This window comes from Ruminococcus sp. AM42-11, assembly GCF_003480145.1.
GTDB lineage: Bacteria > Bacillota > Clostridia > Lachnospirales > Lachnospiraceae > Blautia_A > Blautia_A faecis.
In genome coordinates this window covers 1-26,511 of the sequence record NZ_QUIO01000034.1, presented here as the reverse complement: position 1 = coordinate 26,511, position 26,511 = coordinate 1, and the positions used below count along the sequence as shown (strand labels likewise).

20 protein-coding genes, 4 pseudogenes and 1 riboswitch are annotated in these 26,511 nt (G+C 43.5%); of the genes and pseudogenes, 1 reads left to right on the top strand and 23 read right to left on the bottom strand.

Annotation, left to right across the window (positions count from 1 at the left end; genetic code table 11):
* Positions 1 to 15: 15 nt before the first annotated feature.
* From DW904_RS17020 to DW904_RS16940, 18 genes and pseudogenes are all read right to left on the bottom strand, one after another.
* A complete protein-coding gene (locus tag DW904_RS17020) occupies positions 16 to 1,863 on the bottom strand; it encodes an ABC transporter ATP-binding protein (protein WP_118582987.1) in 1,848 nt (615 codons plus the stop codon).
* Positions 1,860 to 4,021: pseudogene (locus tag DW904_RS17015) on the bottom strand (ABC transporter ATP-binding protein). The gene DW904_RS17020 and the pseudogene DW904_RS17015 overlap by 4 nt, the downstream one beginning before the upstream one ends.
* Before the next feature lie 77 nt (positions 4,022 to 4,098).
* Positions 4,099 to 4,590, bottom strand: coding sequence for a MarR family transcriptional regulator (locus DW904_RS17010; protein ID WP_243110465.1), 492 nt, complete (start codon positions 4,588 to 4,590; stop codon positions 4,099 to 4,101).
* 465 nt (positions 4,591 to 5,055) lie between these two features.
* Complete coding sequence (locus DW904_RS17005) at positions 5,056 to 5,229, bottom strand: DUF4250 domain-containing protein (protein ID WP_118582984.1); 174 nt, start codon at positions 5,227 to 5,229, stop codon at positions 5,056 to 5,058.
* A gap of 26 nt (positions 5,230 to 5,255) precedes the next feature.
* Positions 5,256 to 7,838, bottom strand: coding sequence for an ATP-dependent chaperone ClpB (gene clpB / locus DW904_RS17000; protein ID WP_118582981.1), 2,583 nt, complete (start codon positions 7,836 to 7,838; stop codon positions 5,256 to 5,258).
* Positions 7,839 to 8,090: 252 nt separating this feature from the next.
* Positions 8,091 to 8,342, bottom strand: a complete 252-nt coding sequence (locus DW904_RS16995; RefSeq protein WP_243110464.1) for a hypothetical protein — start codon at positions 8,340 to 8,342, stop codon at positions 8,091 to 8,093.
* Between the two features lie 26 nt (positions 8,343 to 8,368).
* Positions 8,369 to 8,623: a hypothetical protein gene (locus DW904_RS25860; protein WP_347562185.1), complete on the bottom strand. Its 255-nt coding sequence runs from the start codon at positions 8,621 to 8,623 to the stop codon at positions 8,369 to 8,371.
* Positions 8,624 to 8,628: 5 nt separating this feature from the next.
* Complete coding sequence (locus DW904_RS16990) at positions 8,629 to 9,168, bottom strand: class I SAM-dependent methyltransferase (protein WP_347562184.1); 540 nt, start codon at positions 9,166 to 9,168, stop codon at positions 8,629 to 8,631.
* Positions 9,165 to 9,872 carry a class I SAM-dependent methyltransferase gene (locus DW904_RS16985; protein ID WP_347562183.1) on the bottom strand — a complete coding sequence of 236 codons (708 nt, stop codon included), beginning with the start codon at positions 9,870 to 9,872 and terminating at the stop codon, positions 9,165 to 9,167. Before DW904_RS16985 ends, DW904_RS16990 begins: the two co-directional genes overlap by 4 nt.
* A 312-nt stretch (positions 9,873 to 10,184) precedes the next feature.
* Positions 10,185 to 10,772 (bottom strand): cytidylate kinase-like family protein, encoded by a 588-nt coding sequence (locus tag DW904_RS16980; protein ID WP_118582978.1) that lies wholly within the window; start codon positions 10,770 to 10,772, stop codon positions 10,185 to 10,187.
* Positions 10,773 to 10,785: 13 nt separating this feature from the next.
* Complete coding sequence (locus DW904_RS16975; RefSeq protein WP_118582975.1) at positions 10,786 to 12,153, bottom strand: MATE family efflux transporter; 1,368 nt, start codon at positions 12,151 to 12,153, stop codon at positions 10,786 to 10,788.
* A gap of 238 nt (positions 12,154 to 12,391) precedes the next feature.
* Positions 12,392 to 12,913 (bottom strand): CarD family transcriptional regulator, encoded by a 522-nt coding sequence (locus DW904_RS16970; RefSeq protein ID WP_202187758.1) that lies wholly within the window; start codon positions 12,911 to 12,913, stop codon positions 12,392 to 12,394.
* A 28-nt stretch (positions 12,914 to 12,941) separates the two neighbouring features.
* Positions 12,942 to 13,163 (bottom strand): hypothetical protein, encoded by a 222-nt coding sequence (locus tag DW904_RS16965; protein WP_118582969.1) that lies wholly within the window; start codon positions 13,161 to 13,163, stop codon positions 12,942 to 12,944.
* 320 nt (positions 13,164 to 13,483) lie between these two features.
* The gene (locus tag DW904_RS16960) at positions 13,484 to 14,698 is read right to left on the bottom strand and encodes a carboxynorspermidine decarboxylase (protein ID WP_118582966.1); all 1,215 of its coding nucleotides are present in this window, start codon (positions 14,696 to 14,698) and stop codon (positions 13,484 to 13,486) included.
* A pseudogene (locus DW904_RS16955) lies at positions 14,698 to 15,956 on the bottom strand (saccharopine dehydrogenase family protein). The gene DW904_RS16960 and the pseudogene DW904_RS16955 overlap by 1 nt, the downstream one beginning before the upstream one ends.
* A 43-nt stretch (positions 15,957 to 15,999) precedes the next feature.
* On the bottom strand, positions 16,000 to 16,857 hold the full coding sequence (speB, locus tag DW904_RS16950) for an agmatinase (protein WP_118582963.1): 858 nt from the start codon (positions 16,855 to 16,857) through the stop codon (positions 16,000 to 16,002).
* 3 nt (positions 16,858 to 16,860) lie between these two features.
* A pseudogene (gene speE, locus DW904_RS16945) lies at positions 16,861 to 17,713 on the bottom strand (polyamine aminopropyltransferase).
* A 112-nt stretch (positions 17,714 to 17,825) separates the two neighbouring features.
* Positions 17,826 to 19,292, bottom strand: a complete 1,467-nt coding sequence (locus DW904_RS16940; protein ID WP_118583008.1) for an aminotransferase class V-fold PLP-dependent enzyme — start codon at positions 19,290 to 19,292, stop codon at positions 17,826 to 17,828.
* Positions 19,293 to 20,114: 822 nt separating this feature from the next.
* A riboswitch (glycine riboswitch) is annotated at positions 20,115 to 20,224 on the top strand.
* Positions 20,225 to 20,226: 2 nt separating this feature from the next.
* Here DW904_RS16940 and DW904_RS16935 point away from each other — a divergent pair.
* A pseudogene (locus DW904_RS16935) lies at positions 20,227 to 21,635 on the top strand (alanine/glycine:cation symporter family protein).
* A 150-nt stretch (positions 21,636 to 21,785) separates the two neighbouring features.
* On the opposite strand, the gene phoU reads toward DW904_RS16935, so the two are convergent.
* From phoU to DW904_RS16910, 5 genes are all read right to left on the bottom strand, one after another.
* A complete protein-coding gene (gene phoU, locus DW904_RS16930; protein ID WP_118582960.1) occupies positions 21,786 to 22,466 on the bottom strand; it encodes a phosphate signaling complex protein PhoU in 681 nt (226 codons plus the stop codon).
* A gap of 1 nt (position 22,467) precedes the next feature.
* Positions 22,468 to 23,217, bottom strand: a complete 750-nt coding sequence (pstB, locus tag DW904_RS16925; RefSeq protein ID WP_243110463.1) for a phosphate ABC transporter ATP-binding protein PstB — start codon at positions 23,215 to 23,217, stop codon at positions 22,468 to 22,470.
* A gap of 176 nt (positions 23,218 to 23,393) precedes the next feature.
* The gene (gene pstA / locus DW904_RS16920) at positions 23,394 to 24,251 is read right to left on the bottom strand and encodes a phosphate ABC transporter permease PstA (RefSeq protein WP_118582957.1); all 858 of its coding nucleotides are present in this window, start codon (positions 24,249 to 24,251) and stop codon (positions 23,394 to 23,396) included.
* Positions 24,244 to 25,098, bottom strand: coding sequence for a phosphate ABC transporter permease subunit PstC (pstC, locus tag DW904_RS16915; RefSeq protein WP_118582954.1), 855 nt, complete (start codon positions 25,096 to 25,098; stop codon positions 24,244 to 24,246). Before pstC ends, pstA begins: the two co-directional genes overlap by 8 nt.
* A 175-nt stretch (positions 25,099 to 25,273) precedes the next feature.
* On the bottom strand, positions 25,274 to 26,134 hold the full coding sequence (locus tag DW904_RS16910) for a substrate-binding domain-containing protein (protein WP_118582951.1): 861 nt from the start codon (positions 26,132 to 26,134) through the stop codon (positions 25,274 to 25,276).
* Between the last annotated feature and the right edge of the window lie 377 nt (positions 26,135 to 26,511).

The window sequence follows — 26,511 nt, the reverse complement described above, 5'->3', positions numbered from 1 at the left end:
CTGTTTCACTTACTTTTATGCAGTCTGCGTCTTATCAAACTGGCTGTTGTAAAGATCTGCGTAGAAGCCTTTCTTTGCAAGCAGCTCTTCATGGCTGCCCTGCTCGATAATGTCGCCATCCTTCATAACCAGGATCAGATCTGCGTCCCTAATGGTGGAAAGTCTGTGAGCGATGACAAAGCTGGTTCTGCCTTTCATCAGGTTATCCATAGCTTTCTGGATCTGTACCTCGGTTCTGGTATCAACGGAGGAGGTAGCCTCATCCAGGATCAGGATCTTATTGTCTGCAAGAATGGCTCTTGCAATTGTCAGGAGCTGCTTCTGGCCCTGGGAAACATTGCTGGTCTCCTCATCCAGAACCATGTTATAGCCTCCCGGCTGCTGCATGATAAAGTTGTGGATATGAGCAGCCTTTGCTGCTGCGATCACTTCCTCATCGGTAGCATCCAGCCGTCCATAGCGGATGTTTTCCATAATGGTTCCGGAAAACAGCCAGGTATCCTGAAGCACCATTCCAAACATTTCATGAAGCTCGCTTCTGTTGAAATCTTTTACATCATGGCCATCTACCTTAATAGAACCACTGTTTACATCATAGAAACGCATAAGCAGCTTAACCATGGTAGTTTTTCCTGCACCGGTAGGCCCTACAATCGCAATTTTCTGACCATCTTTGACCTTTGCCGAAAAATCGTGGACAATGATCTTTTCCGGATTGTAACCGAAGCTTACATGATCAAATTCTACATTTCCGCTGAGCCCGTCAATAGAAACAGCATTCTCTTTGGTGGTCTCCTCTTCCTCCTCATCCAAGAACTCAAACACACGCTCGGAAGCGGCTGCTGAGGACTGAAGCAGGTTGGTTACCTGTGCGATCTGCTGGATGGGCTGGGTAAAGTTACGGATATACTGGAAGAAGGACTGAATATCACCTACTTCAATAGAACCCTTGATCGTGAACCATCCTCCAAGAAGGGCTACCATAACATATCCAAGGTTTCCAACAAACTGCATGACCGGCATCATGATTCCGGAGAAAAACTGGGATTTCCATGCTGATTCGTAAAGCTTCTGGTTGTCTTTTTCAAATTCTGCAACTACGTCTTCTTCTTTATTAAATACCTTCACTACATTGTGTCCGCCGTAGTTCTCTTCAATCTGGCCATTTACCTCCCCCAGATACTTCTGCTGTGCCTGGAAATATTTCTGGGAGTGCTTCATAACGAAATTGATGATAAGCATAGACATCGGAAGGATCAGAAGGGCAGCCAGGGTCATCCACACATTGATGGACAGCATCATCACAAATACACCGATCAGGGTGGTAACTGATGTGATCAGCTGGGTAATACTCTGGTTCAGGCTCATCTGAAGGGTATCCACATCGTTCGTTACGCGGGAAAGGATTTCTCCGTTTGTCCGGCTCTCATAGTAGTTCATTGGGAGGCGGCTGAATTTCTTTGAAATATCTTTACGTAAATTGTAGGTGACATCGTTGGAAATTCCGGTCATCACATAACCCTGGATAAAGGAGAAGCAGGCACTTGCCAGATACAGTCCTAATGTCCATAACAAAATATAGCCGATTTTTTCAAAATCAATGCTTCCGGTGCCGTTTACCTTGGCTACCAGACCGTTAAAAAGCTCTGTTGTTGCCTTTCCAAGGATCTTTGGTCCTACAATGTTAAAAATGGTTCCTGCAATTGCAAACAGAAACATGAGAACGAAACGGAATTTGTAGCGTTCCATGTATTTCAAAAGTCGTTTCATTGCTCCTTTAAAGTCTTTTGCCTTTTCCCCGGAGTTCATTGCACGGCTCCGATGACCACCCATCATAGGGCCTCTGGCTTTGTTTTCACTCATGCTAATTCCTCCTCTGAAAGCTGTGACATGGCGATCTGGCGGTAAACCTCGCAGTTCTTCATCAATTCCTTGTGGGTGCCGATGCCTGCCATATTTCCGTCATCCAGCACAATGATCTGATCTGCATTCAGGATAGTGCTGATTCGCTGTGCTACGATAATCGTGGTAATATCCTTTGTCTTTTCCTTCAGAGCCTTGCGAAGCTTGCTGTCAGTCTTGAAATCAAGTGCGGAAAAGCTGTCGTCAAAGATCAGGATTTCCGGCTTTTTGGCAATCGCTCTTGCAATGGAAAGACGCTGCTTCTGGCCACCGGATACATTATTTCCTCCCTGGGAAATAGGTGCTTTGTAGCCTTCCGGTTTCGCTTCAATAAAGTCATCGGACTGGGCAATCTGAGCTGCCAGTTTTACATCTTCCTCTGGCATATCCGGCTTACCGTAACGAATGTTGGAATCGATGGTTCCAGAGAACAGGACTCCCTTCTGAGGTACATAGCCCAGACGGTCACGAAGCTCATGCTGTGTCATATTTCGTACATCCACACCATCTACTTTTACACAGCCCTTCGTTGCATCATAAAATCTGGGGATCAGGTTGACCAGTGTACTCTTACCGCTTCCGGTACTTCCGATGATAGCAACAGTCTGGCCTTTTTCTGCCTTAAAGGTAATATCGTTGATGACATTTTCCCCTGCTTCCGGATAAGCGAAGCTTACATGGTCAAATTCGACCGTTCCTTTTTCCTGCTTATCTGGCATTACCGGTTCCTCCGGATCATTTACAGATGGCTCCATTTCCAGGACCTCACAGATTCGGCCGGCTGCCACGTTTGCCCTTGGGAGCATAATGGAGATTGCTGTGATCATCAGGAAGGACATAATAATCTGCATTGCGTACTGGATAAATGCCATCATATTTCCTACCTGCATAGTTCCATTGTCAACGCCATGTGCACCGAAATAGATAATCGCTACAGATACACCGTTCATGATCAGCATCATGATCGGCATCATAAATGTCATACAGCGGTTTACAAACAGGTTTGTCTTTGTCAGATCCATATTTGCTTTTTCAAAACGCTCTTCCTCATGCTTCTCACGGCTGAACGCGCGGATAACCGGGATTCCGGTAAGGATTTCCCTGGTTACCAGGTTCAGACGGTCAATGAGAGTCTGCAGCCTGGTGAATTTCGGCATTGCAATCTGGAACAGTACAAAAATAACAATCAGAATGATAGCTACTGCGGCTCCAAGGATCCAGGTCATGGAGGAATCGGTCTGGAGAACCTTGAGCACGCCTCCGATGCCAAGGATGGGCGCATACAGAACGATTCTGAACATCATGGTCATAACCTGCTGCACCTGCTGCACATCGTTGGTACTTCGCGTGATCAGGGATGCAGTGGAAAATTTATGATATTCGTTGCTGGAGAAATGAATGCCTTGCGGTATACATTATCTCGCAGATCATGTCCAAGGGCTGCTGCCACTCTTGCTGAAAGGAAAGTAACACTTACAGCGGCCAGCATGATCACCAGCGCCATCAGGACCATCTGGATTCCGGATGTCCGGATGTAATTCATCTGAATTGCATCCAGATCCTCGCCCATAGCTTCGTATTCTGCTTTCACACCACTGACAGCGGCCTGTGTAAGAATAGATTCCGGCATGTCGGAAAGCTTCTCATCTGCAGCCTCCAGCATCTGTTTTTTTGCATCCTCCGGCATTGCTGACAAAACCTGCATTGGGTCCGTTCCTTCCGGTACCTGCATCTGGGAAAGCATTTTCTGGCTCTCTTCACTGCCAGAGGTAAAAGAGGTGTACATCATCAGAGGTTTGCACAGAAGATCGTTTAATTCCTCACGTTTATCCCCTGTAATGCCATCTTTCAGTTCATATGTGTCTCCATCCAGGACATAAGAGTCCTGAACTTCTTTCTGTGTGTCTTCGTCCATAAAAATCTGCAGATTTTCCATTGTGCTCTGACGCATTTTTTCCGGAACACCATCTGGTATTCCCCCCTGCTGGATACCTACGTTAATTACCTTGGAGGTATAATCCGGCAAGGACAGATCACAGTATGCCTGCAAAAACAGCAGTCCAATGATCAGGACGATATAGCCTGCTGATTTTTTCAGATACTTCATTAATTTAATCATGCTTGGGTTGTCCTTTCTACATTTTTTCAAAACATCCAGGCTTTTCTGCCTTTTGCTTTGTTTTTCAGTTTCCTGTGCTACTTTTTATTATGGCAAAAATGTCCCATGCACATTTCTTCCGGTGAAAATTCTGGTGCTGGCATTGCCTCAATATTTTCCTTGATCTGTATGCAGAATCGTTTCATCAGACATAACTCACTTTCGGAAAATCCGGTCAGAACCTGTTTTTCTCCTTCCTTTACCATTCGCATACCTTCATTAATTATTGCTTTTCCTTCTTCTGTAAGATAAATCCGGCTTATGCGTTGATCTTTTTCATCCTGTTTTCGAACTATAATACCGATTTTTTCTAGGCGTTGGATACTTACGGTAACAGTAGGCGGCTTCACGCCTAACTGGCTGGCCAGTTCTTTCTGGCTGCATCCGTCTTCTTTCCACAGAACAGCCAGAATCGGCATTTGTCTTGGATGGATTCCCAGACCTTTTAATTTACCAAAGCATTTTTCCACATACATGCGGCTGATTTCCATAATCAGACGTTGAATGCTTTTCTCATTGTCATTTTCCAAATTCTCACCTCACTTGCTGTCTGAAACTGGAATACAGGCTTTAGAGTGTGTATCACAGTTTCAGGTTCCTGTTCAGCTTTCTTATATTAGTTAGCCGACTAATTTTATAGTTTACACTTTTTCACAAGAAACGCAAGTGTTTTTTGTGCAGTTTATATTTTTTTTAGATTTATAGCTTAATTTTATTGAATTGAAAATATGTATTTATTTTGTCGACTAATTATTATGTATATGACCACAGTATCTGTTGTCCGGAGTTTTCATGATAAAAAGAATCCTGCTTGCAGGATTCTCCATTTACGGCGGGTCGCCTGGAGCGACAACACCCCTTCCGCCGCAGTGCAATCCTGCCCGGCAGGCTTTTTATGTAATGCGTAACAGGAATTTCCTGTTACAAAAAATACCGCCTGCCAAGCGGTTTTCACAGCTTTGACAAGCGGTATTAAATTATTGAATATTGTGATTTCAAATAAACTGGTTTGTCTCTTCGTCGTAGTGGTAGTCGATGGAATCCATCTTATCCAACAGAGATTCCCTGTTCAGTCCGCGGCAGGTGCACAGTGCTTCCAGAGAATCGTAATAATCCCGAAGCTGGGTATTTACATAACTAAGCAAAATCATAGGATCTTTTGGTATCATAAGACTTGGACTCCTTTTCTTTTCCTTTACTTCACTTTAACCACATACTCTCCATTCTCCACATCCAGTACCAGTGTATCGCCGGTATGGACTTCACCTGAAAGGATCTTCCTGGCAGTCAGTGTCTCTACATATTTCTGAAGATAACGCTTCAGAGGTCTTGCACCGTAGACAGGATCGTAACCATTGTCAATGACATCCTTCTTGGCTGCATCTGTCAGTTCAAGGGAAAGCTCCTGGTCGGCAAGCCGGTCATTCAGCTCTTTTACCATCAGGTCAACGATACTACCAATATTATCTTTTGTCAATGGCTTAAACAGAATGATCTCATCCAGACGGTTCAGGAATTCTGGACGGAAATGTCCGCGCAGATCATCCATAACCTCTTTCTGGGCTTCCTCCTTGATCTCACCATTTTCATCAATACCATCCAGCAGATAAGGAGATCCGATATTGGAGGTCATGATCAGGATTGTATTCTTGAAGTCTACAGTACGTCCCTGGGAATCGGTAATACGACCATCATCCAGTACCTGCAGAAGTACATTAAATACATCCGGATGTGCCTTCTCAATCTCATCGAAGAGTACAACGCTGTACGGTTTCCGACGAACAGCCTCTGTAAGCTGTCCGCCTTCCTCGTATCCAACATATCCCGGAGGCGCTCCGATCAGTCTGGATACAGAGTATTTCTCCATGTACTCACTCATATCGATTCGAACCATATTCTGCTCATCATCGAAAAGAGTCTGTGCAAGGGTTTTGGCAAGCTCTGTTTTACCAACACCGGTTGGTCCAAGGAACAGGAAAGAACCGATTGGTTTGGTCGGATCTTTGATTCCTGCTTTGGAGCGAAGGATGGCATCGGTTACACGGCGTACACCTTCATCCTGACCGATGACACGTTTATGAAGCTCATCCTCCAGATGAAGCAGTTTCGCGCGCTCACCTTCTGTCAGTCTGGCTACCGGAATGCCGGTCCAGCGGGAAATGATCCTTGCGATTTCATCGTCTGTTACTACTTCATGGACAAGGCTTCTGTCACTCTCTTTTGTATTGCGTTCTTCGATTTCCAGCTGCTGCTGTAATTTCGGCAGCTCGCCATACTGCAGTTCGGAAGCTTTCTCCAAATCATAGTTCTGTCTTGCGATCTGAATCTGTTTGTTCATATCCTCAATCTGTTCACGAAGCTTCTGAAGCTTCTCTACAGAATGTTTCTCGTTCTCCCACTGAGCCTTCTGGGTGTTAAAGGAATCCTGCATTTCCGCAAGTTCCTTCTGAAGTTCTTCCAGACGCTCTTTACTTAAATTATCGGTCTCCTTCTTCAGAGACAACTCTTCCATTTTCATCTGATCAATTTTACGGCGTTGTTCATCCAGCTCAGTCGGCATGGAATCCAGCTCTGTCTTGATCAGGGCACAGGCCTCATCTACCAGGTCAATTGCCTTATCCGGAAGAAAACGGTCTGTAATATAACGATGTGAAAGTGTTGCAGCTGCAACAAGTGCACTGTCTGTGATTTTAACACCATGGAATACTTCGTAACGTTCTCTCAGACCACGAAGGATAGAAATAGTATCCTCCACAGTTGGCTCATCTACCATAACCGGCTGGAAACGACGTTCCAGGGCGGCATCTTTCTCAATATACTGACGGTATTCATCCAATGTAGTAGCGCCGATGCAGTGAAGCTCACCACGGGCAAGCATTGGCTTCAGCATATTGCTGGCATCCATTGCACCATCTGTTTTACCTGCACCAACGATCAGGTGAAGCTCATCAATAAACAGGATGATCTGACCTTCGCTCTTTTTTACCTCTTCCAGAACTGCTTTCAGACGTTCCTCAAATTCACCACGGTATTTGGCACCTGCTACCAGTGCACCCATATCCAGGGCAAAAATTTTCTTCTCCTTCAATGCTTCCGGAACATCTCCTGCTACAATTCGCTGTGCAAGACCTTCCACAGCAGCTGTTTTACCAACACCAGGTTCACCGATGAGAACCGGGTTGTTCTTGGTCTTACGGGAAAGAATACGGATCACATTCCGGATCTCACTGTCACGTCCAATGACCGGATCCAGCTTCTGGCTTCTTGCCTTTTCCACAAGATCTTCGCCATATTTATTTAAAGTATCATAAGTGGCTTCCGGATTGTCGCTTACTACACGCTGATTTCCACGTACTGTGGAAAGTGCCTGCAGGAAACGCTCTTTGGTAATGCCAAATTCGCTCCAGATTTTCTTCATACTAGGGCTTGGATATTTCAGCAGGGCCAGGAAAAGATGCTCTACGGATACGTATTCATCTCCCATTGCCTTAGCTTCGTCTTCTGCGTTTACCAAAGCCTTATTCAGATACTGTCCGAATCTAAGTTCTCCGCCGGATACCTTTACCTTGGCATCCAGAGCTTTCTTTACAATATCAATAAAATAATCTTTATTTATTTCCATTTTCTCAATAAGCTTGAGAATCAGACTGTCTTCCTGTGTCAGGAGGGTATATAACAGATGTTCCTGTTCGATTTCCTGATTGCCGTATTCGTAAGCAACCTTCTCCAGATCCTGAACAGCCTGTACGGATTTCTGCGTAAATTTGCTGATGTTCATAGGCTCTCCTCCTTCAGCTGATATTAATATAAAGCGCAGCTTCCGCGGCTCTTTAAAAAAGTAACTCGCAGGGGCTGCGCATTTATAAACATTTATAATGATTTCCTTATTACGGTTATTAATATAGCACTGATTGTTAGCACTGTCAAGATGTGAGTGCTAATTATTTTGTGGAGATTGTGTGCACGCTACGAGCCATGCAAAATAGCGGTTTAAATCTTGTATTATTTTGTCTGTATCCACGCTGTCCTCCTACCTTATAATTTTCCAATTTGATTTTCGTTTTGTTCCGCCCTGTACCAAATGTCCATAATCCTTTTTTCCAGGTGACATTGTCATCACATTCACACCGAGTTTATGTAACCATTTCACGGATGTACGCGCCAGATAATCCTCCGGATCATCCCCGATCATTGCAATCATTGCACAGTCTGAACCTGTTTTGCATTTCCAGTATGCACCATAAAATCCATCTGATTTCACATCAAAATGTCTTTTCATCATCTATATCATCTCCTGCTTGTATAATATCAGCCACGTTTCTCCATAACTATTATTTTATTTGAGATGTTCCGAACGATTGGAAACTTTCCTATCACATGATAAATTGGCATAAGCTCTTTCATTCCTTCAATCAGACTGACTTCCTGTCGAACAGAAAATGCCGGTATGATTCTTTGCAGTTCCTTTCCATTCTTAACTCCCCATGTGAATTTTGCATTGCTCCCCTCTATAGATTTTTCTTTCACATGTTTCACAACAAAAGGGGACATGGTTTCAATCATTACGGTTACCTTCTGGAATGATTTCTCAATAATAGAAAACATTTTTCTAATATCCTTTTCACACAAATACATTGTAAGACCTCGATTATTACCAGAACATTCTCACCATGATAATCGATATCATCTACATAGAATTCATCCATTGCAGACTTTGCAATCTGATATACCGGACCAGTTTCGGTAAGGAACTGACTCCTTATCTTCATCGTTTCTGGCAGATCCACATTGTACCAGTGCAGATATTTTCTCTCCATCCGATAACATCTGGTATCCAGTCCACATGCAATATTTATAACAACTGTATTTGCATGCTTCTCCAGATATTGCTTAACCATCCGGTCTAATACGATTGTTCTCGCAATTACGCCATAATTCATGGCTTTATCCTTATCTGCTTTGGAAAAGTTATAGTCCAGCTTCTCCACAAGTTCTACTGCAATCTCATCCTTGATTTTGGCATTTTGCTTTTTTGTTTCTTTTGCTCTTGCATACAAAGTCTGTACCATCGTTTCCGGCACACCTGTCACATTCACTTTTTCTTTCATTGCCTGTCGCCTTCTCCCTTAGGCTTTCTCACAACACAATGCATCCTCATACCTTTACGGATTTCAAATTTTTCTACTTTTAACCCTGATTTTCTGCAGCACTTCATGACCATATCTCTTGTTGGTACCTGGACATCTCCGTGTCCGCATATATTTGCCAGAGGCATTTCCAGTGTATTCATCAGCCATACCAATACTTTATTGTCACTGGTCACATCTCTCAGAATCAATCTTCCATTTGGGCGAAGACATCTTTTCACACTGTCAAAAAATGCCTGTGGATTTGGATAGTGATGGAAGCTCATAGAACAAATAATTGCATCAAATGAATCGTTTTCAAAAGGAAAATTCTCACAGTCTCCCACAACAAATATTGCATTTGGAATATCTTTCTTTTTTGCCTGTTCAATCATCGCAGGAGTCAGATCCAGTCCTGTATAATGCCGGTCTGGATATTTTTCTGATAATAAAGAAATCATCGGAGCAGGTCCGCAGCCTGCATCCAATAAATCTCTAAATGGCTCCTTCTCTAATTCTTCCAGAATATCCGGATAATCCTTCTTGCACATTTCGTAAATACCAGCATGGTTACTTTCATATCTTCCTGCTGCTTTTGTAAACTCGTTGATTGATAATTTTTTGTATTCTTCGTTTTTCATGCTTTTTTCTCCAATCACACCTGCACCATAAATCAATATTCTCATAGAAATCTGTACTCTTTTACATTTCCCAATAAATTGTTATCATGCATATTAGTTGTATCTAACTCATGTTTTCTAAAAAACCGTGTGAAAACAAAATTGGAATCCCACACGGTTTCTTTTCTGCATTCAGTATATCACTTTTATCTGGTTTATCAACCAGTTTTTGTTATTATGTCTCAGTTTCAGAAGAATCCATATTTTTCCATCCATAGCGAAAAATGGAAATCGCCATAGAAACCTCACTGACTATTTCGTCTAATATTCCTGCCCTGGAACCAACAGCAATTTGTAGTAAACAGTATACACATCCTGTCATTTAATGCATTCCATAATGATCTTCTCACATCTGTCATATCCAAGCTGTGAACTGTTCAGACACAACGTATAATTACTGGCCTTTCCCCATTTATGCTCCGTGTAAAAGTTATAATTTGTCATACGTCTTTTATCTGTGTCTGCCATCATTTTCACTGCTTTCTTCTCATCTACATTATATAAGCGAATGATCCTCTGTGTTTTCTCCGGCATATTTCCATGAATAAATACATTCAGAACATCGTCACGGTCTTTCAGGATATAGTCCGCATTTCTTCCAATGATCACGCAAGGGGCCTTCTCGGCTAGTTCTAAAATAACTTTTCTCTGCGCCTCATGTACCATATCCTCCACAGATCTTCCTGTGATGTCACGTCCAGCAAGTGCATATGCAAACATCCCTTTTTTCGGAGATAATTCTGCATTTTCCTGAATGTATTCTGGCGATAATCCGGACTTTTCTGCAATTTCATTAATAACATTTTTATCATAATAGGCAATTCCCAGCTTCTTCGCGACTTCTTCTCCGATAAAACGTCCACCGCTTCCAAATTCTCTGCTGATTGTAATGATTCTTTTTGCCATTTCCAGTTCCTCCTTACCACAAAGTATCAACTTTGTTTTTTCTGATTCTTTTTAAAAATACATATCCTACCAGACATGCAATTACTTCTGTAATCGGAAATGCCCACCAGATCAGTGAAACGCCTGCCTGACCAGTTCTTACAAACAGGGAAAAGATTCCTGCCAGCGGCAGAATGATAATAAGCTGTCTCAAAAGTGAAATAACCAATGATTCCACACCACCGTCCAGCGCCTGATAAATGCCCTGATAAGCAACATTGATTCCGGCAAAGAGGAAGCTTACCGAGATCACTCTCATCGCGCCGATAAAATATTCTCTTGACTGTCCTGCATTAAACAGTGTTGCAAATGTTCCGGGGAAAATCTCCGTAATTGCAATTCCAATAATCATTAATGCAACGGTATAAATAAGTCCATATTTGATACCATCCTGAATTCTCTTTTTACTTCTCATTCCATAAGCAAATGCAATGATCGGAGTGATCGCATCTCGCAGACCAAATGCAAGGAAGAGAACAAACTGCTGGACTTTATAGAACAATCCATAAGCTGTCTGTGCTGACGGATTGAACTTCAGGATCAGATTCATCACATAAACCATAATAGACATCAGTGCCTGAGCGATAATCGCCGGAAGTCCGATCGCATAGATTTCCTTGATAATTCTGCCATCCGGCTTCATGTATTTTGCCCCATGCTCAAATTCCTTATCTAATTTGATATGAAAGATAAGCAGTAATACTGCGGATGCTACCTGTCCAATTACAGTTGCGTAGGCTGCACCTTTCACTCCCATTTCCGGGCAAGGTCCAATCCCATAAATCATGATCGGATCAAGGATGATATTTATAACTGCTCCAACCACCTGACCGATTGTAGAATAAAGAGAGCGTCCTGTGGCCTGTAACAGCTTTTCAAACAAAGAAAAGAAGATGATTCCAAAAGAAATCACACAACATATCCGCAGATAACTTACTCCCATCTCAAGTACTTCTGCATCTACTGTCTGAGATGAAATATATGCTCTCACTCCAAAGATGCCAAATAATAAACAAACCACATAAATGATCACACCCAAAAACAGGCTGTTTCCTGCTACCTTCGCAGCTTTTTTACGGTTTCCCTGTCCCAGTGTCCTTGCAAGAAGTGCATTGGTTCCTACACCCGTTCCGATTCCCACTGCCACCATAAGCATCTGAACCGGGAATACCAGGGTCAGTGCATTTAGTGCTGCTTCACTGCCCACTCTCATATTTCCTACAAACGCACTGTCTACAATATTATAAACAGCCTGCAATGCCATGGATAAGATCATCGGAATTCCCATCTGGACCATCAGCTTATTCACCGGCATCTCCTTCATCTTGTTGCTTTCCGCCATTTTGTTTTAACTCCTCTCTTTTTCTGTAAAAAAAAGCGCGCACCCTGTCATATAAGCTGGACTTACGCTGACAGGCTACACACTTTTTCATGGCGATATTCATTTTTAGTAAAACAAAAACGAGCAGCTTGTAAACTGGATTTACGCTTACCTGCTACTCGTTTGATTTAATTATATTGCCTGTTTTTCTAAAAGTCAAACAAATTTTTTTGCGTTTTCTATACAATTCCTCCATTTTTCAAATACGATTGTCAACTCTTTGATTCATATAATCAATAATTGTTTTACAAATTTGCTGCTTTGGTTTTCCAAGAGCAATTCCAAGCTCTACATATAACAGATTTTCGGCCACCTGAAAATATCTTGCATCTGTAGTAGTGCACTTTTTTCCTTGTGCAAGCCTTTTTTGTTTTCGTTGATAAATCATTTTTATAATAGCAACTAAGGCTTCAGGATCATTTGATTTTACTGCCTCTTTATAGCTTTGCTCTCTCATCTTTTCATTATTTGTCCATGCTGTCGGAATCTCTGGAATTCGTTTGATCAGATTCCATGCTTCCTCTTTTGTCAGACACAGTCGCAGCCTCGAAGCTGAATTTGAAACAGGAACATATATCTTTTCCTTTTCATCTTCTACTGGTTTCATGAGATAATACAATTTATCATTTTTTTCATCCTGCGGATTCAAATATAGAATGTTCTCTATTTTACAGATACCTGTAACTGGTTTGCTGACAAAATCTCCAATTTCATATTTCACAAAATCCTCTCCTTGCTGCCCGGAACTCTTATTCCGTAAAAGTATAACGTACAAAAGAACCCTGTTTGTCTCCTGTTACTATTACAACATCGCCGCTCTCATTGCATGTAGATTCCAGAACTGGAAATCTTCCGTTTTCTTTTACATAAGCTTCCGGACTTACTGCTTCTGCCTCAATCAAAGTTTTTTTACTGTATTGTTCTCCTCCACACGGATTTATTTCTTCAATAAAGATTTCATATTCATGCATGTATGGTTCCTCCTGAAATTCATTTTATAAACAACAGGCAGCATATAAGATGTTGCTTTCCCGCATCACTACGCTGCCTGCCGTTATTTTTATTATAAAACCATTTTGTTCTTATTTCAAAAGCGTTTTTTACTAAAAATGTATCTTCTTTTTTTAGATATTATTACCATATGTTTACATATACTCAGGCTGTTTCATACGTTCCAGATCTTTTCTGGTGTTGTGTCATTATATCTCACTTCATTCCAGACAGAAAAAAACGCAAGCCATATTTCTATGACTTACGTCTTTTTACAAATTTTACAGGAGACCTACTCTGATTACCTGCGGTGGCCAAGTCTGCCTTTAAAATCCTCGTAGCCGAAATCCGTCAGACGTTCCATGGTTTTATCACCATGCCGCAGCCAGATATCAGGCAGAGGCATTCCGTTAAAGGTATTGTTTTTGCAGGTTGTATATATGGCCATATCGCCAAACATGAGAAGATCTCCGTATGCCAAAGGCTTTTGGAAGCTGTAATCTCCTATAACATCCCCGGACAGGCAGGTTGGTCCTCCAAGACGGACGGTAACGGCATGCTCTCCTGGCTCCCCTGCTCCAAGAAGGGGAGGACGGTAAGGCATTTCCAGAACGTCTGGCATATGACATGCAGCACTTCCGTCCAAAATTGCAAGCCGGGTATCACCATTTTGCAGCACATCTAGCACGGTTGTCAGAAAGAATCCGGCATTTAAAGCCCACGCCTCTCCAGGCTCCAGGTAAATATCCACCTTCCATTCTTCCTTTGCCGCCTTAATGCACTTTTCAAGCCGTGCAATATCATAACCTGGTCTTGTAATATGATGTCCTCCTCCCAGGTTCAGCCATTTTACCTTAGAAATCAGATCTCCGAATTTCACCTTCACCGCTGCAAGAGTGGTTTCCAGATCAGAGGAATCCTGCTCGCAAAGGGTGTGAAAGTGAATACCATCCAATAATCCGGTCAGATCCGGATGTATTTTCACAGCGGTCTCCCACTGTGCTCTCGTGGTACCCATACGACTTCCCGGGGCACAGGGATCATAAATTGCATGTCCTTCCTGGGTAGAGCATTCCGGATTGATCCTGAGCCCTACGCTTTTTCCGGCCTGCTTCGCTCTTTTTCCAAATCGAAGAAGCTGGGAGGGTGAGTTAAACACTATATGATCTGCGAAGCAAAGCAGCTCTTCAAATTCATCCTCACGGTATCCGGCACAAAATACATGTACCTCTTTTCCTGGCATCTCCTGGGCGCCTAGCCTTGCTTCGTACAGTCCACTTGCTTCTGTTCCAGCCAGATAAGGCTCCAGAAAGTGATAGCAGTCATAATTGCTGAAAGCCTTCTGCGCCAGGAGCATTTTACATCCTGTTTTTTCGGCGATCTTTCCCATTAATTCTGCATTTTTTATAAGCGCTGTTTCGTCAAGAACATAACAAGGCGTCTTGATTTTCCAGAATTCCGGCGGAATAACTCCGCCGGATGCTGCAAAGGGTGGTCTTGTATCTGTTTTTTTCATTAATCAACCAGCTCCGGATTATGATTTTCACTGCGTGGAAGTCCGTATTTGTCAAGTGCCTCCAGGAACGGATCCGGATCAAATTCTTCTACTGTATACACTCCTGGACAAATCCATTTTCCGGTAAGCATCATTAATGCCCCACACATGGCCGGAACGCCTGTCGTGTAGCTGATTGCCTGGCTTCCAACCTCCTTATAGCATTCCTGATGGTCACAAACATTATAGATATAGTAGGTTTTCTCCTGTCCATCCTTTACTCCGGTGAAAATACAGCCAATATTGGTTTTACCTTTGGTACGGGGACCAAGGCTTGCCGGATCCGGAAGAAGAGCCTTCAAAAACTGGATGGGAACAATTTCCTGTCCGTTATAGTTGATCGGGGTAGTAGAAAGCATCCCCACATCCTCCAGACAACGCATGTGATCCAGATAGCTCTGTCCAAAGGTCATAAAGAAACGAATTCTCTTTACTCCCGGAATTGTCTGGGCAAGAGACTCGATTTCCTCGTGATGAAGAAGATACATGTCCTTATCGCCAACCTGGTCAAAATCATATTCCCGCTTAATGGCCATCGGAGGAATTTCCACCCAATGTCCATTCTCCCAGTAGCTTCCAGGAGCGCTTACCTCACGAGGTTGATCTCCGGGTTAAAGTTGGTTGCAAACGCATATCCGTGGTCTCCTCCGTTGCAGTCCAGAATATCAATGGTATCAATCTGGTCGAACTCATGCTTTAATGCATATGCACAGTATGCCTGTGTAACGCCCGGGTCAAAGCCGCAGCCAAGGAGTGCAGTAAGTCCTGCCTCTTCAAATTTCTTCCGGTATGCCCACTGCCAGGAATAATCAAAATATGCGGAAAATCCAGCTTCCTTACAGCGTTTTTCATAAATAGCCCGCCACTCCGGATCATCGGTATCTTCGGGCTCATAATTTGCCGTATCCATATAGTTTACGCCACATGCCAGACAGGCATCCATAATTGTCAGATCCTGGTATGGAAGTGCAATGTTCATTACCAGATCCGGTTTGTAACTATTGATCAGCTGGATCAGCTGGTTTACATCATCTGCATCTACCTTTGCTGTGGTAACAACTGTTTTTGTTTTTCCCTCCAGCTTCCGGGCAAGGGCATCACATTTTTCTTTTGTCCTGCTTGCAATACACAGTTCTGTAAATACCTCATCTGCCTGACAGCATTTCTGGATTGCTACACTGGCTACTCCGCCGCAGCCGATTACAAGTACTCTGCTCATATTTTTTATCTCCTTATTTTATATTTCACTATCGCAGCTGTTTTTATTTCGCCACTGCCAGCAGCAGTTCCCTGACCACCTTGCATGCTGTGGCTGTGGAAACACCGCTTGGATCCAGCATAGGTGCCAGCTCATTGACATCTGCTCCCACAATATTTAATTCTGATACCTTCCGGATAGCCGCAAGAAGCTCAAGGAAGCTTACGCCTCCCGCCTCCGGTGTACCGGTTCCCGGAAATACGGATGGATCCAGGCAATCCAGATCAATGGTAAAATATACCGGAACCTGCTCCCTGTCCAATTCCTGTATGGTCTCTTCCAAGCCTTCAAAGGTAAAGGGATGAAAATCTGTATGCTCCCTTGCAAACCGGAATTCTTCTCTTTCCCCACTTCGGATGCAAAACTGATGAATCCGTCCATCTCCCAGAATATCATGGCATCTGCGGATGACACACGCATGGCTTAAACGGGCACCAAGATAATCATCCCTCAAATCTGCGTGGGCATCAAAATGAATAATATGAAGCCCTGGATACTTTCTGGCTGCGGCTCTTACAGCCGCCAGTGTCACCAGATGCTCGCCGCCTAAAAGCAAGGGTATCTTTCCTGCTTCCAGAATTTCCCAGGCACGATTCTGTATATCAGCAAGTGCCATTTCACTGCTGCCGAAGCAAAGCTCCAGATCTCCACTGTCAAATACCTGAATATCTGTAAGGTCGCGGTCCTGATAAGGGCTGTAGGTTTCCAGTCCAAAGCTTTCATGACGAATGGCAGAAGGGCCGAACCTGGCTCCAGGTCGAAAGCTTGTGGTAGAATCAAAGGGCGCTCCGTAAAGAACAATCCCAGCTTCCTCAAAGTTGCTGTCACAGCCGATAAAATTCTCAATATTTGGTAAAATCATAAATCAGTCCTCCACCTCCTGAAGCATTTCCTCCAGAAAAGCCGGGAGATAAAATGCACCTCTGTGAAGCCTTGTGGTATAGTAACGGGTGCGAAGATTCAGGGCGTTCCATGCCTCCGGATCCAGATCATCCACCGGATGGTACTTTTTGCTTGCAAAACCAAACAGCCAGTAACCGGCAGCAAAGGTAGGAATATGTGCCTGGTAAACACGACTGATCTGGAACGTACTGGCAATTCTTTTGTGACTGCGCTGCATGGCATGGGCGTCCTCAGAATAAAAAGGACTTCCCTGCTGATTGACCATGATTCCATCCTCTTTCAGCGCATTATAACAGTTTCCATAAAATTCTCGTGTAAACAAGCCTTCCGAAGGACCAAAAGGATCGGAAGAATCCACAATAATAAGGTCATATTTATTTTCACAGCGTCGGATAAATTTCAACGCATTTTCATAATGAAGGTGCACTCTCCTGTCATCAACTGCAGGCATTTCCCGGAAGATAGGCACGACAGGCTTCCACTACCATGGGATCCATCTCTACCAGATCAATATGGCGGACACGGTCATATCTGGTCAGTTCACGTACAACTCCGCCGTCTCCGGCTCCGATCACAAGAATATCCTTGGCTTCTTTATGGACAGCCATAGGTACATGGGTAATCATTTCGTCATAAATAAATTCATCACGTTCCGTGAGCATTACATTTCCGTCCAGTGTAAGAACCCTGCCAAATTCCGGTGTCTCAAAAATATCAATTCGCTGATAGTCGCTCTGCTTTGAGTAGAGCTGACGGTTTACCCGGATACTATGCTTCACATCCGGTGTATGAAATTCCGAAAACCACATTTCCACTTTCTTTACCTCCCTGCCAGAGTATGTTTTAATATTATTCCCGCAAGATGTATGTCACAATTTGCAGACAGCCTTTTTCAAACAGTTACTGTTCACTCCGTTCACAGTAACTTCAAACATGCTCCAGCACATTTAACCGTAATATATCCGGATCTTCCGGACCTGTCATGTTGCATCCTTTTGCCTTGGCATATTCAATGTAATCCAGGATTTCCGGGGTGATCCGTTCCCCTGGAGCCAGAATTGGGATTCCCGGAGGATAACACATTACAAATTCACTGCATACCTTTCCTTCCGTTTCCCTGAGAGGAAGGCTGCATTTTTCTGCATAAAAAGCTTCCTGAGGGCTTGTTACTACCTGGGGATCAATATATTCCTGATCCAGCAATCCTGATTTATCCTTCTGAAAACGCCTGCGGATCTCCGCAAGGGCGCTTACCAGCCGCTCTACTTCCTGGGCACGGTCTCCAATTGACAGATAAGCCAGAATATTTCCGATATCACCAAATTCGATCTGAATATCATACTCATCTCTCAGAATGTCGTAAACCTCAATTCCTGCAAGTCCGATATCCAGAGTATGTACACTTAATTTCGTAATGTCAAAATCAAAAACCGAATCTCCATTCACCAGTTCTTTTCCAAATGCGTAATAGCCGCCAATGGCGTTAATCTCTTCCCTTGCATATTCTGCCATATCTGCTACCTGATGGAAAATCTGACGTCCGCGCTGTGCAAGATTCCGCCGGGAAATGTCAAGACTTGACATCAGAAGATAGCTTCCGGAAGTAGTCTGGGTCAGGTTGATGATCTGACGGACATAGCCGGCATGGACGCCAGGTCCAGTCAGAAGAAGGCTAGACTGGGTCAGGCTTCCGCCGCTTTTATGCATGGATACAGATGCCATATCTGCACCAGCTGCCATTGCCGAAACCGGCAGGCCTCCTCCAAAATAAAAATGAGTCCCATGGGCTTCATCTGCCAGACACAGCATTCCTGCTTCATGAGCCATCCGCACAATTGCACGAAGATCACTGCAAATTCCATAATAGGTAGGATTGTTTACCAACACAGCTACTGCATTGGGATGCTCCTTAATTGCCTTTGCCACCTGCTCACGGCGCATTCCAAGAGAGATTCCGAGTCTCTGATCTACTTCCGGATTCACATAAACCGGAATTGCTCCGCACAGAACCAGCGCATTCAGCACGCTTCTGTGAACATTGCGGGGAAGGATGATCTCGTCTCCCCTCTTACAGGCAGTTAACACCATGGTCTGTACAGAGCTTGTAGTTCCGCCAACCATGAGAAAGGCGTGAGCTGCTCCAAAGGCATCTGCTGCCAGTTCTTCTGCCTCCCGGATCACAGATACAGGATGACAGAGATTATCAAGAGGCTTCATGCTGTTTACATCCACGCCTACACATTTCTGCCCCAGAAACTCAGTAAGCTCCGGATTTCCTCTTCCTCTTTTATGTCCTGGCACATCGAAGGGTACCACCCTCATGCGCCGGAAATTTTCCAGAGCCTCGTGAATTGGTGCACGATTCTGGTCCAGTTTAAAACGAGTTCTGTTCATTGTGTCTCCATTTCCAGTTCCTTTGTCTGTATAAAGAATCCTGTTTGCAGGATTCTCCGCCTGCAAAGGGGCGTCTTCAGCGCCATCTGCTCTTCCGCTGCAGTGGAATCCTACCCGGCAGAGCTTTTTATATAATAGGAAATTCCAACGTAATTTTCTATTACACAAAAAAAGCAGGCTGCCTTAAAAACGCAAACCTGCTTGGATCATTCTTCCCGATTCTATCTCCATTGACTTATAATAAATATAGGAATCCTCGTATTTACATAAAATAGAAATCCGGATGATATATGTCAGAGTCTATATAGCAATCATACTTTTACTACTCTTATTGACCGTTTCACAAGTCTGCGCATTAGGCGCATAGTGGTTATCAAAGGAACCAACTTATAAAATTTGAGCTTCTAACTCAATCAATAAGGCAACCAAAGTTACCATCAGCGGCAGTGGACCCGGCTGTCCGTATGGCCTTAACCCCAAATGGAGTGATCCAAAATAATTGCTTTGAAAAGACTCTTTCTTTGTCTTTCAAAATCTTCATAAGCATAGCACATATGAAAATGCATGTCAACTGTTTCATTTTATGATACCAGCAGATTGTTTCATTTTATAATACCAGCAGATTGCAGAAATGATTTTCCAAACGCGCTCCTGTGCTGCAATGAAGGAAAGGCAAATATTTTTCTTGTCAAAACAAAATATTTTTCTAACATTTTCATTGAAATTTATGATAGTATATGATATTCTGTGTGTTAGTGTGTTTCTACACAGTACGAATGACCGTCATGCTCGTACATTTTATAGAAAATGTATAAGCAGGTTTTTCGTAACTCAGGAGAGTCTCTTCAAAAAAATTTATGGAAGAGCGCCGAAGGTGTACGCAGCATTTGTAATGCTGTTAATCTCTCAGGCAAAAGGATGGAGGAAAGAGAACATGTTTACACAAATCAACAACTTTATCACCTGGTTTGACGGAGTAGTCTGGGGACTTCCGTTAATCATTCTGATCCTGATCACAGGATTCCTTTTAACCGTTCGGTTAGGCTTTTTACAGGTAAGACATCTGGGAAAAGCACTGAAATTCATGGTAAAAAATGAAAAAGGCGGCGAAGGTGAAGTCACAAGCTTTGGTGCGCTCTGCACAGCTTTGTCCGCAACTATCGGAACCGGTAACATCGTAGGTGTTGCCACTGCTATTGCTGCCGGCGGACCCGGAGCCCTGTTTTGGATGATCGTTGCTGCATTCTTCGGAATGGCAACCAAATATGCAGAAGGACTTCTGGCCATCAAATACCGTACCATCGACAAGGACGGACACGTTCTTGGCGGACCATTTTATTATATTGAGAATGGTATGGGAAAACAGTGGAGATGGCTTGCGAAAATTTTTGCATTCTTTGGAGCCGGAGTCGGTCTTTTCGGAATTGGTACCTTTACTCAGGTAAACGGTATTGCTTCTGCAGTAAAGAACTTCTTTGACCCGGATACCGTACACACCGTTTCCCTTTTTGGAAATACATATTCCTGGGCAACTGTAATCGCCTGCTTGATTCTTACCTTATGCGTAGGACTTGTAGTTCTTGGCGGTATTCAGCGTATTGCAAAAGTTCCCAGATCATCGTTCCATTTATGGCGGTTCTTTATGTTGCACTTGCACTGATCATTGTGATCACAAATATTACTGCAGTTCCTGGTGCCATCGCTACAATTGTAAAAACAGCCTTCAACGGAAGTGCCCTTGCAGGCGGTGCCATGGGAACCATGGTTGTGGCAATGCAGAAAGGTATTGCCCGCGGTATTTTCTCAAACGAGTCTGGTCTTGGTAGCGCTCCTATTGCTGCAGCTGCCGCTCAGACAAAGGAACCGGTTCGCCAGGGACTTGTTTCCATGACCGGTACTTTTATTGATACCATTGTAATCTGTACCATGACAGGTCTTTCCATTGTCATTACCGAAACCTGGAATACAGGACTTGAAGGTGTTGCGATTACTACTGCAGCTTTCCAGAAGGGACTTCCCTTCCCTGCACAGTTTGCCTCCTTTGCTCTTATGCTGTGCCTGGTATTCTTCGCATTCACAACCATCCTCGGATGGGATTATTACGGTGAGCGCTGCCTGGAATACCTTTTCAACCGCAACATGACTGCAGTAAAGACTTACCGCTGGTTATATATCATCTGCGTCTTCTTCGGACCGTACATGACTGTTGCTGCTGTCTGGAACATTGCAGATATCTTCAATGCCCTGATGGCCTTCCCGAACCTGATTGCGCTGCTTGCTTTAAGCGGTGTAGTCGTAAAGGAAACAAAGGATTTCTTTAAAAAACATAAAAATTACGAATAAGATAAAATAAAAGAAAGAATTCCTCTCCTGAAAAACATAGAGCCTTGTCTGATACGATGCTTTTAGCCAGTCAGACAAGGTTCTTTTATGTGTAACTTTCCTGCTAAAAAGAGGCAAAACATGTTTGCCCCTGTCTTTGTTCCAATCCTTTTATAAGGAATTCGGATTAAACAGATCGCTGATGCTGTCTCCGTTTCTGTGAATTCCGTCTACAGAAAACTCTGCCCACTCTCCGATGTTGGTGGCGTGGTCGCCGATTCGCTCATAGTATTTGGAGATCATCAGAAGATCAAGAACCTCGTCACTGGAAAAGTCCATGGTGTTCTGGTCCAACGCATTTCTTACTTTATCGAAAAGATTATCCAGAATATCATCACTGCTGATCACCTTTTTTGCCAGGTCACTTTTTCCCTCTACATAAGCGGTAACACTGTCATTTACCATATGCATGGCATAATCTGCCATTTCCTGAAGCGGGATGGCTGTTACTGGTATATGAACACTGCCTGTGTTCAGAATCTCCGCAATATCAGTAGCCTGGTCGCCGATTCGCTCCATATCTGTTACCATCTTAAGTGCTGCGGAAATTTTACGAAGATCAGTACCAACCGGCTGCTGTTTCAGAAGAAGCTGCATGCACAGAGCCTCAATATTATGCTCTTTGTCGTCAATCTCCTTCTCAATTCTTCCAATCTCCTTTGTGGCAGCCTCACGGACCTCCACGCTTGCCAGAAGCTGACAGGTCTTCATGATGGCCTGACCGCACAGATTTCCCATTTCCAGGACCTCATCTGAAAGCCTGAAGAGCTTTGCGGTATACACATCTCTCATATCAACCAAACCTCCCTGTAATATACTCTTCTGTTTTCTTGTTCTGTGGTCTGGAAAACAGTTCTGTAGTATCGTTATATTCAATAATCTCACCCAGCAGGAAAAATGCAGTCTTGTCAGAAATACGGGCTGCCTGCTGCATGTTGTGAGTTACGATCACGATGGTGTAACGGTCTTTTAATTCCAACGCCAGATCCTCAATGTGGGATGTTGAAATTGGATCAAGTGCAGAGGTAGGCTCATCCATAAGAAGTACCTCCGGCTCTACTGCAAGAGCTCTTGCAATGCAAAGTCTCTGCTGCTGTCCGCCAGACATACCCAGGGCGCTCTTTTTCAACCTGTCTTTTACCTCATCCCAGATAGAAGCATTTCGAAGAGCACGCTCTACGATATCGTCCAGTTTTTCCTTGGAATGAATTCCATGAGTACGAGGTCCATATGCAATGTTATCATAAATGCTCATTGGAAAAGGATTTGGTTTCTGGAAAACCATCCCAACACGTTTTCTAAGAAGGTTTACATCAATATCCCCATAAATATCCTCACCGTCCAGACAAATATCGCCTGTGATCTTGCAGCCTTCCACAAGATCGTTCATACGGTTTAAGGATTTCAGCAATGTGGATTTTCCGCAGCCGCTTGGACCAATGAACGCGGTAATCTTCTTTTCCGGAATCTCCAGATTAATATTTTTCAAGGCATGGAAGCTGCTGTAGTACAGATTCATGTTTTTTACATCTATTTTACCCATAATTCTCCTTGCTGCAGAAATTTTTAGTTCTATTGCATTTTCTAAACAACTCTGCTGAGTGTGAATTTTTATCAAGCTGACGTATCGCCTGCTGGCAATATTATCATATATGAAAGTTAGTTGTTTCTCGCCTATTGCGCTGCCACAACTGCATACATTAGCAACACCTGTGGCACTTACTGTCCGTTTGTGGCTTTGCTTAAGTGCTTTGCACAGAAACCGGATACCCAGTTCAGCACAAGTACGAAAAGCAACAGAATAACTGCTGTAGCATAAGCCTGATCCATGTAAAGTCCCTCACTGGAAAGCACATACATATGTACTGCCAGGGTACGTCCGGATCCCATCAGACTGGATGGAACCTTCGCCACAGCACCGGCAGTATAAATCAGGGCTGCAGTCTCACCAACAATACGTCCTGTCGCAAGTACCACACCGGAAAGGATTCCAGGAATTGCACTTGGAAGCACCACTTTAAACACGGTGCGGAGCTTTCCTGCCCCAAGGCCAAAGGAAGCTTCTCTGTACGCATCCGGGACACCCATAAGTGCCTCCTCTGTAGTACGGATGATCAGCGGAAGGATCATAATCACCAATGTCATAGCTCCCGCCAGAAGGGAATATCCCCAATGGAGAGCAGTACTGAAAAACAGAAGACCGAACAGACCGAAGATAATGGATGGAATTCCCTGAAGAGTCTCTGTTGTAATACGGATGATCTTAACCAACTTACTTCCTTTTTTCGCATATTCAACCAGATAAATTGCTGCAAAAATTCCAAATGGCACTGCGATCACCAGAGATAACAGGGTGATGATCAAGGTGTTGATCAGTGCCGGCATCAAAGATGCATTGTCAGAATTATATTCCAGTGCAAACAAGTCTGGTGTCAGATTTCCAACACCTTTTATCAGAATAAAACCAACAAGAAACGCCATAACTGCCACTGTAATAATTGCAGATAACCATACCAGGAGCCTCAGGATGGCAGAACCAGGATGATTTTTCCAATAAGATAATTTATTTTTACTCATCTTCTGCTCTCCTTTTCAGGGCTGATACACACAGGTTGATAATCAGGATGAATACGAAAAGTACAACACCTGTAGCAATCAGCGCTTCTCTGTGAAGATCGGTTGCATAGCCCATTTCAATTACAATATTTGCGGTCATGGTTCGAAGTCCTTTGAAAAGTCCCTGTGGCATCCAGGTCTGGTTTCCAGCTACCATGATCACTGCCATCGTCTCACCAATGGCACGTCCGATTCCAAGAACCACGCCAGCTAATACACCTGATTTTGCAGCCGGAAAAACAGTGCCAAATACACTTTTTTCGTGGGTTGCTCCAAGTGCCAGTGCCCCTTCATAATAACTTGTGGGAACACTTTTTAAGGCTGGTTCTGCAACGCCGGTTACCGTTGGAAGGATCATAATTCCAAGAAGTACAGAAGCTGTCAGCATGGTACTTCCATCATGACCGGTAAGCTGTCGAAGCAGCGGGACAAACACTGTCAAACCGAAAAATCCATAAACAACAGATGGGATTCCTGCAAGGAGGTTTACCATTGCCTTTAATGGTGCATACAGCTTTTTCGGACAATAAAATGCAAGGAAGATTGCAAGCAGAAGGGCTGTTGGAACTCCCACCACAATTGCCCCTGCTGTTACATAAATACTTCCCAGAATGAATGGAAAAATTCCATACAGTCCATTGGATGGCTTCCATTTCATTCCAAACAGAAAATCTGGCAGACCAATCTTCGCCATTGCCGGGATTCCGTTTGCAAACAGGAAAATGCAGATTAATGCAACGGCTAATACGGAGGTACAGGCCGCTGCGAGGAATACAAATTTCATTACATTTTCATTGATCGATTTCATATAAAATAAGTTCCTTTTTTATTCGGAAAATTTGGATCCTGCAAAGCTTTTAACCGGCTTTGCAGGATTCCTTTTTCTATTTCATGTTTCATAATTGTAAAGGTACTTTATTTCTTTACTATTCACCAGTAACGTTCCGCAAGGTGTTTTTTTTGAACAGTAACTTTATTTCTTATTATTTTGCAAGGTCTTCCCAGGTTGTGATGTTGCCTGTGTAAACATCTTTTACCTGCTCGCTGGTAAGCTCCTCAACACCACTGTCGTTGTTTACGATTACAGCGATACCATCTTTTGCAATTACAGTTGCGGTAAGACCAGCCTCTGTCTCACTGTCTTTCAGGTCACGGGATGCCATACCGATATCGCAAAGTCCGTCGATTGCAGATGTCATACCGGTTGTGGAATCGCTCTGCTGAACCTCAATTTCAACTTTGTCATTTACTGTTTTATAGCCTTCAGCAAGTTTTTCCATAACAGGTGTTACAGAAGAGGAACCAGCTACTACAACTTTTCCTTCTACAGCAGCTGCTTCGTATGCAGGTTTGTCGCCTACTGAGATGTATCCGTTGTCTTCAATAATCTTCTGTCCATCTGCACTCATGATGTATGTAATGAAATCCTGTGCCGCTTCGCTTACATCATCCTTTGTTGCAATGTTGAATGGGCGGACTACTTTGTAATCTCCGGATTCAATGTTTTCTGCTGTTGCCTCTGCTCCGTCGATTTTTAATGCTGTTACACTGTCATCCAGAGAACCAAGAGATACATATCCGATTGCATTTACGTCCTGTGCTACTGTGCTTAACATAACGGATGTGCTGTTTGTGATCTTTGCTGCTTCTGTTGTATTGTCTACTTTATTTCCATCTGCGTCTTTTTCTTCAATTCCAAACAGTTCAATGAATGCACCTCTTGTACCGGATCCGTCTTCTCTGGAGCAGATTGTAATATCTCCGGAAGCTGCTGCCATTGCTGTTGTTCCCATTGTTGCTACTCCTAATAATGCCGCCATTGCTACTGCTAAACCTTTTTTCATAATTCATTTCTCCTTTTCTTCGCGGTCCTTATGTTTTTTACCTTTCTCGCGATTACAGTTGTATCTTAATGTTTGGATGTAAAATGCACTAGCTTTTGAATGTAAAATTGGGGTAAAATATAGCAAGGGTATTTTAGATATTTTTTACACAATTGCTATTTAGTGTGTTGGTCGTTATTCCGGACGCGATTTCACAATGTATATTCACCGCCGCGCGTCGCAACGTTCCGGCAAGCTAATGACTAACTACGACTAAGACGCTCAGGAAAGCCTTCGCGCCTAAGTCTCCGTAAGTCATGGATCTCGCCTCCACTAAAACCGCTCCTGAAATGCGCGGCTTGCGAATATACATTGCAAAATCGCTGGTTACTGGAAAG